The sequence below is a fragment of the Streptomyces sp. Ac-502 genome (assembly GCF_045222935.1).
Lineage (GTDB): Bacteria > Actinomycetota > Actinomycetes > Streptomycetales > Streptomycetaceae > Streptomyces > Streptomyces monomycini.
This window is the reverse complement of the sequence record NZ_JBHFFO010000001.1, coordinates 5,378,367-5,392,998: the sequence shown is the minus strand read 5'-3', so window position 1 is coordinate 5,392,998 and position 14,632 is coordinate 5,378,367. Positions and strand designations below refer to the sequence as shown.

Here is a 14,632-nt window from a genome sequence, read left to right as displayed (position 1 = left end):
TTACTGGTACTGGCTTGGTCAACTCAGAGGGAAGGGGCGGGACATGACGGAAGGCCGACCCGAACGGGGGACCTCGGTATCGACGGTGCTGGGCCGCAGACTGGGCGGCGAACTGCTGCGCATGCGCGAGGCGCGCGACCTGCGTCAGGCCCACGCGGCGGAGGCGCTCACGGCTTCGGTCCCGAAGGTCGCGAAGATGGAGCGCGGGCTGGTCCCGATGCGCGATCCGGACATTCGTGCGCTGTGTCATCTCTACGGGATGGATGACTCCGGCACGGTGACGCGGCTGTTGAGCTTGGCGAAGCTGGACCGGGAGCGGCGGAAGGCGAAGGGGTGGTGGCACCATTCCCCCAACGCGGGGGCCTTGGCCGAGTACGTCGCTTTGGAGGATGTGGCGAGTCGGATTCGGAACTGGCAGTTGTCGCTGGTTCCCGGGCTGTGTCAGACCCGCGAATACGCTCGCGCGCTGGAGGTGAGTTATGGGGCGTGGCAAGATCCGGACGAGATCGAGCACATCGTCGAGGTCAGGCTGCGCAGACAGGCGAGGCTCGGCGGGGAGCGTCCCCTTCAGTTGTACGCCGTGGTCTGGGAGGCCGCCCTCCGGCAACTGGTGGGCGGCGCCGAGGTCATGCGCCAGCAATTGGAGCAACTGATCGACCTGGCAGGGCTGCCCAATGTAAAGCTGCAGGTCCTGCCGTACCGGGCGGGCGGCCACCCGTGCATTACGAGCCCGTTCAACATCGTCTCGTTCGCCGAGAACGAGGCGGTGGACGTCGTGCACGTCGACGGCATCGCCTCTACTGTCTGGATGGAGGACGCGGAGGACAGCGCCACTTACGCCACCTTCTTCGATCGGACCGCCAGATTGAGTCTGGCGCCGCGCGACTCAGTCACCCTGATCGACACCATCCGCAAGGAGTTATGACACGTGCGCGAATTCCAGTTCATGAAGTCCAGCCACAGCGCCCCGGGCGGCGGCGAGTGCGTAGAGGTCGCGACCAACGTGCCCGCCGTCGTCGCCGTCCGCGACTCCAAGTACCCGTCCGGACGCACCTTGCTCTTCGGCGACCGTGATTGGCTCGCCTTCCGTTCCGCCGTGATCGACGGGCAGATACGCGCGGCCTCGGTCACCGCGTAACCCCTCCTCCCTCCCGCGCAGCGTGCCGGGGAACAGGAGGGCGCCGATCATGCTGAGCCACGGCGTGGCCAGGATCGCGGCGGCGCACAGCAGCCGGCCGCGCAGGTTGCGGCGCTGCCGCCACAGGGTGAGGGTCAGCCCGATGGCGCCGAGGAGCACCGTCATCACCATGTACTGGGCGTCGTGGAACTTGGCGTGGGGCGGCCACCCGGGGTTGAAGGCGTGCTGGGCCGCCAGGTCTGGGACGACGAGATCGGCCAGTACGGCGCTGACCGTGGTGATCGCTCCGACGAAGGCCATCACGATGCGCGGGAGGAGGTGTCGTGTTGCAACACCGCGTCCCCTCTCAGTAGGGCGCCAGGGTGACCTGGAGAATGTGGACGCACTGGTGTCGCGGAATGACCTGGTGTAGGAACATGCCGCCGGAGATCACCACTTCGCTGACCTTCGGGGAGGCGCCCCGGTAGGGGGAGCCGTCGAGGAATTGGGCGGCAGCCGCCCGCACCAATTCGTCGGCTGTCTCCTCGACCCTCGCGATGAACGCCAGGTCGTCGAGGCCGCCGATCACGTGGTCTGCGGTGGGGTCGTACTCCCAGCGCCACTCAGCCACCGGTCACCGCGCGGCGTGCCTCGTTGTATACATCCCGGACCTCGTCCATGGCGGCTCGCCACTTCGGGTCGTCACGGTCGAGGGTGTGTACGAGGTGCTGTGCGGCTTCCATGCGCTGATCGAGGTCGCGGCGCCGCTTCACCTCGATGACGGTCGCCCACTTGAGCTGGAAGCCCTTGATGGGTTCGAACGACCCTGCCTCCGTGGCCCTGGTGAACTGCACGTCACGGTCGGCCAGCATCTCGGGCACCTGGGCGGGGGCGACTCGGGAAAGCGCAGTGCGCAGGCTGGGGAAGGACAGGTCCGGGCGGGGAACCAGTTCCTGGGGCCGTTCTTCGGGTTGGGCACTCATGCCGCTGCCCTCTCCTTCGTGCCGGGTATTGGCCGGGGGCGCCGTGCTCGCGCATCCTAGGGCGGCAGGCGGGGTGCGTGCTGCTGAAGCGAGTCGACGGAGCTCACAACCGACGGGCATGGCTCTCCGGGCAGGCGTCGGAAGAGAGCCCCACCGCGTCGGCCAGTGACCCGATTTCGAGAGTGAGGAGCGTCGCGGAGTCGTGGCCCATGCCTTGGAAGCTGCCCTGGACTTCGAGGCTGACGATGCCGTGCATACGGGACCAGGCGAGCACGGAGGCCGCGAGCGGGTGGACCGGGTCGTCGGCGGCGGGGGCGTGGGCGGCGACCCACTCGGCGACCGCAGGGGTGCCCTCCACCCAGGCGCGCACCTCGTCGTACAGCGGCTCGGCGGCCGGCCACGGCGTGCCCTCCGCCAGGACGGTCAGGAACGGGCCCATGACCGCGCGGGCGCTGTCCGTGGTGCGGGCGGGGGCCTCGTACGTCGCCGCGGGGGTGCCCGCGAGCAGCAGGTAGCGGTGCGGCTGGGCGAGGGCCCAGTCGCGGTACGCGTGGGCGAGGGCGAGCAGCCGGTCGCGCGGTGACCGGTCGGCGGCCCGGTGCGCGGCCGTGCGGATGGCCTCGGCGGCGTCCTCGTACCCGTCGCTGATCAGTGCGGTGAGCAGGTCGTCGCGGTTGCGGAAGTACTTGTAGAGGGCGGGGCCCGACATGCCGAGGGTCTTGGCGATGGCGTTGATGCTCAGCGCCTCGATGCCGCCGGCCGCGATCTGGGTGAGCGCGGCCTGCTTGATCTCCTGCTGGAGCTGGGCCCGGTAGCGCTGGCGCGGGGTCTGGGCGGTGTCGGGTGTGTTCGGCGGCATGGGGCGGCTCCAGCGGGGGCGGGGACGGGCTCTTCGGAGTAGAGGGTAGCGAGGATCGGATTGCTTGTAGATTTAGTTAGAACCTGTAGCTATGGTGATGGGTAGTAGTGCAGTGCGGTGAAGCCCGCGCTGCCCCGCGCCGCCGAACCTTCGCCCCGGCGTCGCCATTCCTCGGAAGACAGGGGTTCCGCATGTCCGCCGTCACGTCGTCCCGCCCGCTGCACGTCGTCCTCGGCACCGGCCCGGCCGGCACCACGCTGGCCGAGGAACTGCTCCGGCAGGGCCTCCGCGTACGGACTGTCGACCGCTCGGGCCGGGGCGGTCTGCCCGGTGCGGAGGCCGTCGCCGCCGACCTGGGGTCACCGGCCGCCGCACGGGAGGCGGTGGCCGGGGCCGAGGTGGTTTACCACTGCGTCAACGTGGCCTACGAGCTTCAGGTGGAGGTGATGCCCGCCCTCCAGAAGGTCATCGTGGACGCCACGGCGGCGGCCGGTGCCCGGCTGGTGGTGATGGACACCCTCTACCCGTACGGCCCGTCCGGCGGCGCACCGCTGACCGAGGACTCCCCGTGGCGGGCCACCTCCCGCAAGGGACGTATGCGGGCCGAGCTGGACGGCGCGTACCTGGCGGCCCACGACGCGGGCCGGCTGCCGGTCGTCCTGGCCCGCGCCGCCGACTTCTACGGGCCGCGCGTCCTCAACTCGACGCTGGGCGCCACGGCCTTCCCGGCGGCCCTGACCGGCGGCACGGCCTTGGCCCTCGGCGACCTGGACCTGCCGCACAGCTTCACGTACATCGCGGACGTCGCCCGCGGCCTGGCCCGCCTCGGCCAGGAGCCGGACGCGTACGGGCGGGCCTGGCACCTGCCGACGGCCCCGGCCCCCACGGTGCGCGAGGTGCTGGCTCTCGTGCGGAAGTGCGCCGGGGTCCCGTTCGAGACAGAGGTGCTGGCGGAACCGCGTCCCTGGGGGCCGTTCGACGAGGCGTTCATGGCGGAGTACGCCGAGCTGTTCTACCAGCACACCGAGGCGCAGGCGATGGTCTCGGACGCGTTCGAGCGCCGCTTCGGCATGACGCCGACGCCGCTGCTCGACGGGATCGGCGCGACGGTGGATTGGTACCGGGGCCGGCTCGCGGAGCAGCAGGGGGCGGGGGCGGACGGCGGTACGGCCTGAGCGCCAGTCCCGCGCCCTTTCGCCGGGCAGCGTGCTGCTCGGCGAAAGGGCGCGGGAAATACCAGCGGAAACCCAACTCCCGCTGTGGGATGATGATCAACCGCCCGCGCGGAAATGCGCCGGGCGGTCATCCGCGCGACCGTCGCGGATGAGTTCAGATGCGTACGCCCGGCACCATCGGGCGGAAACGGGGTTCACGGGGAATGCGGATTTCGGGAAAGCGCGGCCGGGCGGCCGGAATCGCGGCCACCGCGGTGTTCGTCGGCGGCATGCTGCTCGGTACGGCCTCGCCCGCCAGCGCCAAGTCGAACGACTACGCGTGCGGCAACTGGAAGAGCGGCCAGCACAAGTGGACCGCGAGCTGCATCGTCTGGAGCGGCAAGGCACGCGCCGAGACCGAGTGCTGGAACAAGAAGCGGAAGACCTACGCCAAGTACGGCGCCTGGGTCGGCCGTGGTTCGTGGTCGTTCGGCGGCAACTGCGGCAAGGACAAGCTGGTGTCGGTCGGTACGAACTGGAAGCGCTGATCCGAAGCGCTGACCTGAAGCACTGAAACGAGAGGGCGTCCGGGGCGGTTCCACCGCCACCCCGGGCGCCTTTTCCGCTACGGAGGCCGGCTCCGGCTGCGCCTTCGCACCGCACCCCGCACACTGGCAACAATTGCCTCGTCGCGTGGCACGAAGCCGTCATTCGCGGCACGAATCCGCCATTCCGGGGGCGCGGCGAATCAAATCAGCGGGACCGAAGGGGCTGATTTGTGATGCGAGTAGCGGTCATAGGACAGGGATATGTGGGCTTGACCGGAGCGGTCGCCCTCGCCCACCAGGGTCACCACGTCACCGGGGTCGAGCAGGACCCGGACCGGCTGCGCGTCCTGGACGCCGGCCGGGCGCCGGTCTTCGAGCCCGGACTGCCGGAGCAACTGGCGGCCGCCCAGGCCACCGGGCGGCTCCACTTCTCCGGCTCCGTCACCGAGAGCCACCGGCGGACGCCGTTCGACATCGTGCTCGTCACGGTCGGCACGCCGCCCGCCCCCGACGGGTCCGCCGACCTGACGCAGGTCACCTCCGTACTGGACGAGGTCCTGCAACTGCTGCCCGCGCCCTGCGTGGTGCTGAAGTCCACCGTGCCGCCCGGCACCAGCGCCGTGCTCGCCGAGACGTACCCCGGACTGCGGGAACGCTTCGCGTACAACCCCGAGTTCCTGAACCAGGGCAGCGCGCTGGAGGACTGGTCGGTGCCCGCCCGTATCGTCGCCGGCACCTGGGGTGAAACCGGCCTGCGGGCGCTGCGCGAACTGTACGAGGGGATCGCGGCGCCGTGGGTCGAGACCACGCCGTCCGGCGCCGAAATGATCAAGTACGCCAGCAACGCCTTCCTCGCCACGAAGATCAGCTTCGCGAACGAGGTGGCCGGCATGTGCTGCGGCCCGGACATCGACGTCGACCACGTGATGCAAGGCGTCGGCTTCGACCCCCGGATCGGCCACGCCTTCCTCCAGCCCGGCCTCGGCTACGGCGACTCCTGCCTGCCCAAGGACACCAACGCGCTGGCCCACTGGGCGAGCACCGCGGGCCTGCCGACCCCGCTGCTGCGCGCCACCATCGCCGTCAACGACGCCCAGTTCGGGCTGGCCGTCCAGCTGCTGCGCACCGAACTCGGCGACGGACCCGCCGGCGGCCTGGCGGACGCGGAGATCGCGGTGCTCGGCGTACGGTACGAGCCCTGGAGCGACGACCTGCGCGCGGCGCCCAGCCGTACGGTGGTCCCGGCGCTGCTCGGCCAGGGCGCGCGCGTACGGGTGTGGGACCCGGGCACCGACACGGACGCCGTCGCGGCGCTCTTCCCCGGCGCCCGCCCGGCGGCCGGCCTGACGGAGGCGGTCGAGGGCGCGCACGCCGTCGTGGTGCTCACCGAGTGGCCGCAGGCGATCGAGGCGGACTGGCGGGCCCTGGCCGCCCTGCTGTACGAGCCGCGGCTGGTCATCGACGGGAAGAACTGTCTGAGCCCCGAGCAGATGGCCGCCCTTCCGGTCCGTTACCGCAGCATCGGCACCCGGCTGCCCGCCTCGGCCGTCAGCGGCAGATCCGGCCCGGCGGCCGGTGCCCGCGGCGCGGAACCGGCACCGGGGGCCGCGGTCCGCAGCCGCCCTCCGGAGCCGCCGCCCTCTTCCCCGGAACCACCCTCCCTGCCGGAACCGCCCTCCCTCCCGGAACCGCCCCCTCTCCCAGACCGGTGAATCTCGGGATGTAAGAGACCTTTCCCGGGCGTCGCGGGTACGGACACAAGGACACAGCGGTCGGTGCCCACGGCGAGGAGAGCGTTTCCGGTGAATCAGCCACCCGTGCTGGACGAGCCGCCCCCGGACGAAGCGCCTCCGGAGGCGGCCCGTCCGGAACCGTCGGCGTGGGCCCCGATGCGCCGCCGGATGTTCCGGGCGCTGTGGATCGCCCAGCTCGCCGCCAACATGGGCACCTGGATGCAGACCGTCGGCGCCCAGTGGCTGATGGGCGACCTCGGCGGCGGCCCGCTGGAGGTCGCCCTCGTCCAGACCGCCACCACCCTGCCGGTCTTCGCGCTGGTGGTGCCCGCCGGAGCGCTCGGCGACATCCTCGACCAGCGGCGGCTGCTCCTCGGCGGGCAGTTGCTGATGTTCATGGGGGCGGCCGGCCTGTCCGCCGTCACCGCCGCCGACGAGGCGACCCCCGCCTCGCTGCTCTGGCTCACGGCCCTGATGGGCGTCGGTGAGGCCTTCTGCATCTCCTCCTTCCAGTCCATCCAGCCCGAACTGGTCACCAAGGACGAGATCCCCCAGGCGGCCCTCCTCAACAGCGCCAACGGCAACGTCGCACGCGCCGCCGGACCCGCCCTCGGCGGCCTGCTCATCTCCGCCGCCGGCCCGGCGGCCACCTTCGGGATCAACGCGCTGTCCTTCCTGGGTGTCATGGTCGTCCTGTACGCCTGGCGGCGGCCCGCCACCCACCGGCCGCTGGGCTCGGAGCACGTACGCGGCGCGATCCGCGCGGGCGCCCGGTACGTCCGCAGGGCGCCCATGTTCGGTGCCGTACTCGGCCGCTCGGGGCTGTTCATGCTCTTCGCGGGCGGGCTGTGGGCGCTGCTCCCGGCCATCGCCCGCGGCCCGCTGGGCATGAGCGCGGGCGGCTACGGGCTGCTGCTCGGATGCGTCGGGGTGGGCGCGGTGGGCGGCGCGCTGGCGCTGCCCGCGGTACGACCGCGTACGACGACGAACGGCCTGGTCACCGTCGCGATGATCCTCTACGCGGCCACCATGGCCGTGATCGGACTGGTGACCTCGTCGCTCGTCGCCGCCGTCGCGCTGATCATCTCGGGGCTGGCCTGGGTGGCGGTGCTGTCCACCCTCTCCGCCTCCGCCCAGATCCTGCTGCCCGTCTGGGCGCGCACCCGCGCGCTCGCCTACTACCAGTTGGTCTTCATGGGCGGCCAGGCGGTGGGCGGGGTGGGCTGGGGGCTGGTGGCCGACTGGTTCGGCGTACAGAGCGCGTTCGTGATCGCGGGCGTCGGGCTGGCGCTGACCACGGTGGTCGGCATGCGGACGATGCCGATGCCCGCGGGCCACATCGACATGGAACACGTCCAGCACTGGCCCGAGGCGGAGAGCATGCAGACGCCGGGCCGCAACATCGGGCCCGTCATGGTCATCGTGGAGTGGCGGGTGGACCGGCCGGACGCGGAGGCGTTCATCCGGGCCATGCGGCCGGTCGGCCAGGCCCGGCGGCGGACCGGCGCCACGATGTGGGGCCTGTACGAGGACATGGACGATCCGACGCTGTTCCTCGAAACGTTCACCGTCGTCTCCGAGCGGGAGCACCTGCGCCAGCACCTGGAACGCGGGACCAAGGAGGACCAGGAGCTGGAGATCCGGGCGCGCGGCCTGACCCGTCCCGGAAGCGCTCCCCGTGTACGGCACCTGATCTGGGCGTACGCCCTGGACCGCGACGAGGAGCTGTCGGCGCACGAGCACTGAGCGCCCTCTGCGCCCCTGCCGGGCTCCCTGCGCCCCCGCCCGGCCCCCTGCGCCCCCGCCCCGCTCCCTCCCTGCCCCCGCCCCGCTCCCGTCCGCATCCTGGACCGCCCTGCCTGACGCATACGTGTTGTATCTATGCTGTGCGCATGTCCTCAGCCGCCGCTCCGGTCACTTCTGCCCCGGACACCCCACGCGCCACGAACGCCCCCGCCCCCGCTCCGGCCAAGGCCCCGCCCGCCGCTGAACGCGTCTACGCCTACGTCAAGCAGGCCGTACTGGAGCGCCACTACGAGGGCGGCATGCTGCTCACCGAAGGGGAGCTGGCCGAGGCCGTCGGCGTGTCGCGCACGCCCGTACGGGAAGCGCTGCTGCGCCTGGAGGTCGAAGGGCTGCTGAAGCTCTACCCGAAGAAGGGCGCCATGGTCCTGCCGGTCTCCGCCCAGGAGATCGCCGACGTGGTGGAGACCCGGCTGCTCGTCGAGGAACACGCCGCGCGCAAGGCCGTGCCGGCTGCCCCCGCGCTCATCGCCGAGCTGGAGGAACAGCTCGCCAAGATGGTGGAGCTGGCCGCCTCCGGCGACCTCGCCGCCGTCTCCGTGGCCGACCGCTGCTTCCACGCCGCAATCGTCCGCAACGCCGGCAACCAGATCCTGGACCGGCTGTACGAGCAAATGCGGGACCGGCAGCTGCGAATGGGCGTCGCCGTGATGCACGCCAACCCGGACCGGATCGCGAAGAACATCGCGGAGCACGGCGAGATCCTCCAGGCGCTGCGCGCCGGAGACGCGGCGGCGGCCGTGGACGCCGTGCACCGCCACGTCAGCTGGGTGCGGAACCTCGCGCGGGGAGACGTCCGATGAGCGGCGGCACCACCGCGGGCCGGGGCACCCTGCTGCCCGGAGACCCGCCCGGCGGCCGCAGAGCCGTGGCCGTCTGGGGCATCGGCGTCGCCGTCTACTTCGTGGCGATCACCTACCGTACGAGCCTCGGCGTGGCCGGACTGGACGCGGCGGAACGTTTCCACATCAACGCCTCCGCGCTCTCCACCTTCTCCATCCTCCAGCTGCTCGTCTACGCGGGCATGCAGATACCCGTCGGCCTGATGGTCGACCGGCTCGGCACCAAGAAGGTGCTGATCCTGGGCGTCGTGCTCTACACCGTCGGCCAGTTCGGCTTCGCGCTGTCGCAGTCGTACGCCATGGCGCTGGGCTCCCGGGCGCTGCTCGGCTGCGGCGACGCGCTGACGTTCATCAGCGTGCTGCGGCTCGGCGCGCGCTGGTTCCCGGCCCGCCGGGGCCCGCTGATAGCCCAGATCGCCGCCCTCATCGGCATGGCGGGCAACCTCGTCTCCACCCTCGTCCTGGCCCGCCTCCTGCACACCTTCGGCTGGACCCCGACCTTCGTGGCCAGCGCGGCCGGCGGCTTCGTCGTCCTCGCCCTGGTGCTGGCCTTCCTCAAGGACCACCCCGAGGGCTTCGAACCGGCCCCGGCGCCCGCCCACCACACCGGCGGCGCGTACGTCCGGCGCCAGATAGCCGACGCCTGGCGCGAGCCGGGCACCCGGCTGGGCATGTGGGTGCACTTCACCACCCAGTTCCCGGCGATGGTCTTCCTGCTGCTGTGGGGCCTGCCGTTCCTCGTCGAGGCCCAGGGCCTGACGCGCGGCGAGGCGGGCGAACTGCTCACCCTCGTCGTGCTGTCCAACATGGCCGTCGGCCTGGTCTACGGGCAGGTCATCGCCCGCCACCACAACGCCCGTACGCCACTGGCGCTCGGCACCGTCGCGGCCACCGCGCTGCTGTGGGCGGTCACCCTGGCCTGGCCTGCCGACCACGCGCCCGTATGGCTGCTGATCGTCCTGTGCGTGGTGCTCGGCGCCTGCGGCCCCGCCTCGATGATCGGCTTCGACTTCGCCCGCCCGGCCAACCCGCCGGAGCGCCAGGGCACCGCCTCCGGCATCGTCAACATGGGCGGCTTCACCGCGTCGATGACCACGCTGCTGGCGATCGGCGTCCTGCTGGACGCCACCGGCGACAACTACCGGATCGCGTTCATCTCCGTCTTCGTCCTGGAGGCGCTGGGCGTCGCGCAGATCCTGCGGCTGCGCGGACCGGCGCACCGGCGGGAGCGGGAGCGGGTGGTGACCAGCCGGGTGGAGGCGGTGCACGTACCGGTGTGAGGGCGGCGGCAGCGCGCCCCGGCCGTTACGGCGTGACCGCGAAATGCTCCAGCACCGCTTCCGCCAGCGGCCGGTCGCCGTCGATCTTCACCTGCCCGGCGACGGCGGCGGGCCGCACCCGGCCGCAGGCCAGCCGGAAGAACGTCTCCCAGTCCATCGAGAGCGTCACGGCCGGGCCGAGCGAGACGCTCTCGTCGATCGAGCCGGTGCCCTGCGCGTCCACCCGGACCGTCCGCATGAACTCCAGCGCGCCGCCCACGTCGAAGACCACGGTCGCATCGGCGGGCGCGCCCGCGTCCTTGGCGACCACCTTCGGCAGCGCGAGCAGCAGCAGGTCCCGGGTGAGCTGCGCGCCGGGGGAGTCGAGGTTGCCGGGCAGGTTCAGCGCGTGGCGCAGGTCCTGTTCGTGGACCCAGACGTCGAACGCCCGCTGCCGCAGGGCGTACGCCAGCGTGCGGTCCTCACCGAGCGGGGTACGCAGCACCGTCTCGGGGTCGCGGGTCTCGTTGCGCAGCGACCGCGCGCGGCGGATGACCATGTACTCCAGTTCGGCGGTCATCTCCGGGCCGGTGTGGTGCCGCCGGACGTCCACCTGGAGTTCCATCCGGCGGGCGAATTCCGTGCGTACGTGGTAGAGGTCGCGCGGCAGGGAATGGATGGGCCGGGGGTCCCCGAGCATCTCGCTCTCCAGGCCGATGATGTGCGAGACGACGTCGCGCACGGACCACCCCGGGAGGTCCGTCGCCCGGTTCCACTCGCTTTCCACAAGTGGCTTGACCAGCTCGGATATCGCCTCGATGGAGTGCGACCAGGCATCGATGGAGGGCTGCAGGCTGGGATGGACGGTCACGGGACCCCTCGGACGGTTCGTACGCGGGCTGCGGTCTGTTCAGTTAAGTTACGCTGCGCACGGGCACCCCGGCAGCGCTTTCGGGTGACCATCGTAGGCTGATTTTTGACGGCGGACCGGTTCGAATGCTTAGGCGGTGGTACTGTGCGCGCTTCATTGATCCAGATGCACGTGGACCCGGCGGAACCCGTCAACTCACGCCATGAACGGGCCGGTTCACTGATCCGCGAGCGAGCGGCCGGCGACTTGGTCGTCCTCCCCGAACTGTGGCCGGTCGGCGCCTTCGCGTTCGAGACGTTCGCCGACGCGGCGGAACCCTTCGAAGGCCCCACCCACCAGGCGATGTCGCAGGCCGCGCGCGACGCCGGCGTCTGGCTGCACGCGGGCTCCTTCGTCGAACGGGCCCCCGACGGCACCCTCTACAACACCTCCCTCGTCTTCTCCCCGGACGGGCAGCTCGCCGCCTCCTACCGCAAGATCCACCGCTTCGGCTTCGACAAGGGCGAGGCGGTCCTGATGGGCGCCGGCGACACCCCCGTCACCGTGCCGCTCCCCGACACCACCCTGGGCCTCGCCACCTGCTACGACCTGCGCTTCCCCGAACTCTTCCGGCAGTTGACGGACGCCGGCGCGCAGACCCTCGTCATCCCCGCGGGCTGGCCCGCCCGCCGCCGCGCGCACTGGTCGCTGCTGGCCCGCGCCCGCGCGGTCGAGAACCAGAGCTACGTACTGGCCTGCGGCACCGCGGGCACCAACGGCGGCGTCGAACAGGCGGGCCACAGCGTCGTCGTCGACCCGTGGGGCGAGGTCCTCGCGGAGGCCGGACCGTACGAGGAAGTGCTGACGGTGGACCTGGACCCGGCCAAGGTCGCCAAGACCCGCGCCGACTTCCCGGTCCTGCGCGACCGCGTACTGGGGCGTTCTTGACGGCTCTTGGACGGTGTCGCGGAGCCAGATGAAGATCGCGGTGACGGTGAGAGTGCCGTTGAAGGTGTAGTCACGCCGCCAGTGTGCGTCGGCCGATTCATGTCGCCGCACCATGCCGACGTCTGCCCAGCTCAAGGCTTGGCCACCCCGCCCGACACAAGTCATCAGAAACGCCCTGGGCGCAGGCGGGCGCGTGCGGTACAACCAGGCTATGGAGGAAAGGCGCCTGCCGGGCGGCCGGACCGTGGGGGCGGTGCGAATCGGTGGGACGGTCCACCGCCCCGCACAGCCCTGGACCCCTGCCGTGCACGCAGTGCTGCATCATCTGGAGGAGGCGGGGTTCGACGGCGCGCCCCGGGTGGTGGGGATGGACGGGCAAGGGCGTGAGGTCTTGACTCTCTTGGAGGGTGAGACCGCTGGCGAGGACCTTCCGTGGCCCGCATGGGTGTACTCGGACACCGCGTTGGTGAGCGTCGGCCGCTGGGCCCGTCGGCTGCACGATACGACGGAGACGTTTGTGCCGCCGCCGGGCGTGCACTGGCTGGCCGGACAGACGTGGCGGCCGGGCCTGGTCATCGGGCACCATGACGCCGCCCCGTGGAACGCGGTATGGCGCGAGGGCGAGGTGGCCGGGTTCTTCGACTGGGACACCGCGGGCCCTTCGTCGCGCGAGTTCGATCTGGCGTACATGGCGTTGACCTGGGTACCGTTGCACGCCCGTCGACTGGCCGAGCGGACGGGTTACACCGCGTTCGACGACCGGTCCCGGCGCCTGCACCTGCTGCTCGACGCTTATGGCTACGACGGCGACCGTTCCGCCTTCGGGACGGTGGTTGCCGCCCGGGCCCGGACCAACGCCCATGTCATCGGCCGCATGGCCGCCGCCGGCGACTCGGTCTACGTCGCGCTGGGACCGATCGCCGACGACCTACGCCAAGCTGCCCACGAAGTCGAGGCGCTGCCTGTCTGCTTCTGGAACCCCGCCCGCGGCTAGGCCGTGTCCGATGGCGCTCGGCCGGGCGTTGGACTGATCGTCGACGCAGCGTGAGCCACCTCGTGATGCGCCGGCGGCCCTTCCGGGCACGCCAGTGACAGCCATCGGACGGTTCCGAGGTCCATCAGAACCGCCCTAGGCCTCGACACCCCGTAAAACCCGGCCTGCTCCGCCCCCTCATTCCTCCCTCTCCCGCTCCGCCAGCCGAATCACACACGCCGCCACGGCGATCAGCAGCGCCGCGTCGGCGTCCTCCCGCACCACGTGCACCGCATAGGTGTCCCGTACGGACAGCCGGCGGCGCGAGATGTCCGCCAGCAGTTCGCCGTCGTACTCGACGGCGAACTCGCGGTCCAGGATCTTGCCGCTGACGTCCAGCTCGGTGCCGTCCACCAGCTCCACCCGGTAGTGGTTGCGCAGCAGCGACAGCCGCTTGCGCCGGACGGTGGCCAGCGGCCGGTCGTCCCGCTCGATCGTCATGGTGTCCCGCAGGGCGAGCCACTTCTTGCGGATGGTCACCAGCACCCGCCGCTCGGTGTCCTTCAGCTCGAAGGTCTCCCGCAGCCGCAGCGCCTTGCCGTCGACGAGATAGGCATGCCGTCCGTGCTCGTCGTCGATCCAGTAGTCGTCACCGATGCCGAAGATCCGGTCGTGCACGAGATACCTCATGCCGCCCATGTTCCCGGCCACCCTGCCCCCACGCGCCCGTACACCCCGGGACACGCCGCCACCCGGCCCGCCCGCGCACCCAGGTGACCTTCCCCGCCCCCGCGCGGGTCCTTCACCCCCACAGGCCACCGCACCCGGACCATGACCCCATGGCAGACGCGGCGACGACACGGCGGTTCACCCCGGTCCCGGGCTGCACCCGCTGCACCCACCTGAACACAGCACGCCGCCACGCGGCAGCCACCCGCGACCACAGCGCCGAGACGGACGCCCGGGTCCTGATCAGACAGCACATGCGCGGGGCGCACGGGACGGAGCTGGAGGAGGGGTGGGTGTGAGGCGCGGGGGATCAGCCCAGATGAGCGGGCAGCTCGCCGTGCTGCCGTTCACACCTGTCGTACTGCAAGTGCAGACGACGGAGGTCTTGCAGAGCAGCAACGGGAAATGGGTGCTGAACCCACTTCTCCCGGTAGCCGTCCTCCCCATGGAGCCGGACCACCGATTGAGCAGCCTCCAAGACGACGTGTCCGAGGAGACTGAGGGGCTGAGTGGAAGTCCACGCGAGTGTGCCTGCCTGGTCCGGCGCGTCGAAGCTCGCGGACATGTCGGGAAACCGGTAGATCGCGACGTTCACGTCTGAGCTTGTGCGGCGCAGCACCCACCGCACTTCGTCCGGCTCAAGATCGAAGGAGAAACGCTGGACGGAGGTGCGACCGTAGAGCCCTGCGACACCGTGGAGCACGTCCGCAAGGGCGTCCGTGCAGTAGCTCACGAAGTCTTTCCGCTCCGAGACACCGTCCGCGATGCGGCAGGTCGCCCAACCACTACCACTGAGTTCCCAGCTGAATTCAAGCTGACTCATCCCGCCCCCTG

At 71.1% G+C, this 14,632-nt stretch carries 17 protein-coding genes and 1 pseudogene; 11 read left to right on the top strand and 7 right to left on the bottom strand.

Features of this window, described 5'->3' with window-relative positions:
- The first annotated feature begins 43 nt into the window (after positions 1-43).
- Together ACEXOX_RS24360 and ACEXOX_RS24355 are read left to right on the top strand one after the other, a co-directional pair.
- Positions 44-925, top strand: a complete 882-nt coding sequence (locus tag ACEXOX_RS24360; protein WP_406523251.1) for a helix-turn-helix domain-containing protein — start codon at positions 44-46, stop codon at positions 923-925.
- A gap of 21 nt (positions 926-946) precedes the next feature.
- Complete coding sequence (locus tag ACEXOX_RS24355) at positions 947-1,138, top strand: DUF397 domain-containing protein (RefSeq protein ID WP_406526453.1); 192 nt, start codon at positions 947-949, stop codon at positions 1,136-1,138.
- Between the two features lie 33 nt (positions 1,139-1,171).
- On the opposite strand, the pseudogene ACEXOX_RS24350 reads toward ACEXOX_RS24355, so the two are convergent.
- From ACEXOX_RS24350 to ACEXOX_RS24335, 4 genes and pseudogenes are all read right to left on the bottom strand, one after another.
- Positions 1,172-1,438, bottom strand: a pseudogene (locus ACEXOX_RS24350) (DUF6640 family protein); the annotation flags it as partial.
- A gap of 46 nt (positions 1,439-1,484) precedes the next feature.
- A complete protein-coding gene (locus tag ACEXOX_RS24345; protein ID WP_406523250.1) occupies positions 1,485-1,748 on the bottom strand; it encodes a hypothetical protein in 264 nt (87 codons plus the stop codon).
- Positions 1,741-2,100 carry a hypothetical protein gene (locus tag ACEXOX_RS24340; protein ID WP_406523248.1) on the bottom strand — a complete coding sequence of 120 codons (360 nt, stop codon included), beginning with the start codon at positions 2,098-2,100 and terminating at the stop codon, positions 1,741-1,743. Before ACEXOX_RS24340 ends, ACEXOX_RS24345 begins: the two co-directional genes overlap by 8 nt.
- 103 nt (positions 2,101-2,203) lie before the next feature.
- Positions 2,204-2,959 (bottom strand): TetR/AcrR family transcriptional regulator, encoded by a 756-nt coding sequence (locus ACEXOX_RS24335; RefSeq protein WP_406523246.1) that lies wholly within the window; start codon positions 2,957-2,959, stop codon positions 2,204-2,206.
- A 191-nt stretch (positions 2,960-3,150) separates the two neighbouring features.
- Between ACEXOX_RS24335 and ACEXOX_RS24330 the strand changes: the two genes are divergently transcribed.
- From ACEXOX_RS24330 to ACEXOX_RS24305, 6 genes are all read left to right on the top strand, one after another.
- Complete coding sequence (locus ACEXOX_RS24330; protein WP_406523244.1) at positions 3,151-4,134, top strand: NAD-dependent epimerase/dehydratase family protein; 984 nt, start codon at positions 3,151-3,153, stop codon at positions 4,132-4,134.
- A 203-nt stretch (positions 4,135-4,337) separates the two neighbouring features.
- Positions 4,338-4,661: a hypothetical protein gene (locus tag ACEXOX_RS24325; protein ID WP_406523242.1), complete on the top strand. Its 324-nt coding sequence runs from the start codon at positions 4,338-4,340 to the stop codon at positions 4,659-4,661.
- 233 nt (positions 4,662-4,894) lie between these two features.
- A complete protein-coding gene (locus ACEXOX_RS24320) occupies positions 4,895-6,373 on the top strand; it encodes a UDP-glucose dehydrogenase family protein (protein ID WP_406523240.1) in 1,479 nt (492 codons plus the stop codon).
- A 90-nt stretch (positions 6,374-6,463) separates the two neighbouring features.
- Positions 6,464-8,140, top strand: coding sequence for an MFS transporter (locus tag ACEXOX_RS24315; RefSeq protein ID WP_406523239.1), 1,677 nt, complete (start codon positions 6,464-6,466; stop codon positions 8,138-8,140).
- 146 nt (positions 8,141-8,286) lie between these two features.
- The gene (locus ACEXOX_RS24310; RefSeq protein WP_406523237.1) at positions 8,287-9,000 is read left to right on the top strand and encodes a GntR family transcriptional regulator; all 714 of its coding nucleotides are present in this window, start codon (positions 8,287-8,289) and stop codon (positions 8,998-9,000) included.
- Positions 8,997-10,319, top strand: coding sequence for a nitrate/nitrite transporter (locus tag ACEXOX_RS24305; protein ID WP_406523235.1), 1,323 nt, complete (start codon positions 8,997-8,999; stop codon positions 10,317-10,319). Before ACEXOX_RS24310 ends, ACEXOX_RS24305 begins: the two co-directional genes overlap by 4 nt.
- A gap of 25 nt (positions 10,320-10,344) precedes the next feature.
- Here ACEXOX_RS24305 and ACEXOX_RS24300 read toward each other — a convergent pair whose 3' ends face one another.
- Positions 10,345-11,169, bottom strand: a complete 825-nt coding sequence (locus ACEXOX_RS24300; RefSeq protein ID WP_406523233.1) for a maleylpyruvate isomerase family mycothiol-dependent enzyme — start codon at positions 11,167-11,169, stop codon at positions 10,345-10,347.
- 144 nt (positions 11,170-11,313) lie between these two features.
- On the opposite strand from ACEXOX_RS24300, the gene ACEXOX_RS24295 reads away from it, so the two are divergent.
- Entirely contained in the window at positions 11,314-12,096 is a 783-nt protein-coding gene (locus ACEXOX_RS24295; RefSeq protein WP_406523231.1) for a carbon-nitrogen family hydrolase, read from the top strand.
- Between the two features lie 313 nt (positions 12,097-12,409).
- Positions 12,410-13,090 (top strand): phosphotransferase, encoded by a 681-nt coding sequence (locus ACEXOX_RS24290; protein WP_406523229.1) that lies wholly within the window; start codon positions 12,410-12,412, stop codon positions 13,088-13,090.
- A gap of 177 nt (positions 13,091-13,267) precedes the next feature.
- Here ACEXOX_RS24290 and ACEXOX_RS24285 read toward each other — a convergent pair whose 3' ends face one another.
- Complete coding sequence (locus tag ACEXOX_RS24285) at positions 13,268-13,759, bottom strand: LURP-one-related/scramblase family protein (protein ID WP_406523228.1); 492 nt, start codon at positions 13,757-13,759, stop codon at positions 13,268-13,270.
- A gap of 149 nt (positions 13,760-13,908) precedes the next feature.
- Here ACEXOX_RS24285 and ACEXOX_RS24280 point away from each other — a divergent pair, with 149 nt between their 5' ends.
- Complete coding sequence (locus ACEXOX_RS24280) at positions 13,909-14,097, top strand: hypothetical protein (protein ID WP_406523226.1); 189 nt, start codon at positions 13,909-13,911, stop codon at positions 14,095-14,097.
- 11 nt (positions 14,098-14,108) lie between these two features.
- On the opposite strand, the gene ACEXOX_RS24275 is transcribed toward ACEXOX_RS24280, so the two are convergent.
- The gene (locus tag ACEXOX_RS24275; protein WP_406523225.1) at positions 14,109-14,621 is read right to left on the bottom strand and encodes a hypothetical protein; all 513 of its coding nucleotides are present in this window, start codon (positions 14,619-14,621) and stop codon (positions 14,109-14,111) included.
- Positions 14,622-14,632 lie beyond the last annotated feature (11 nt).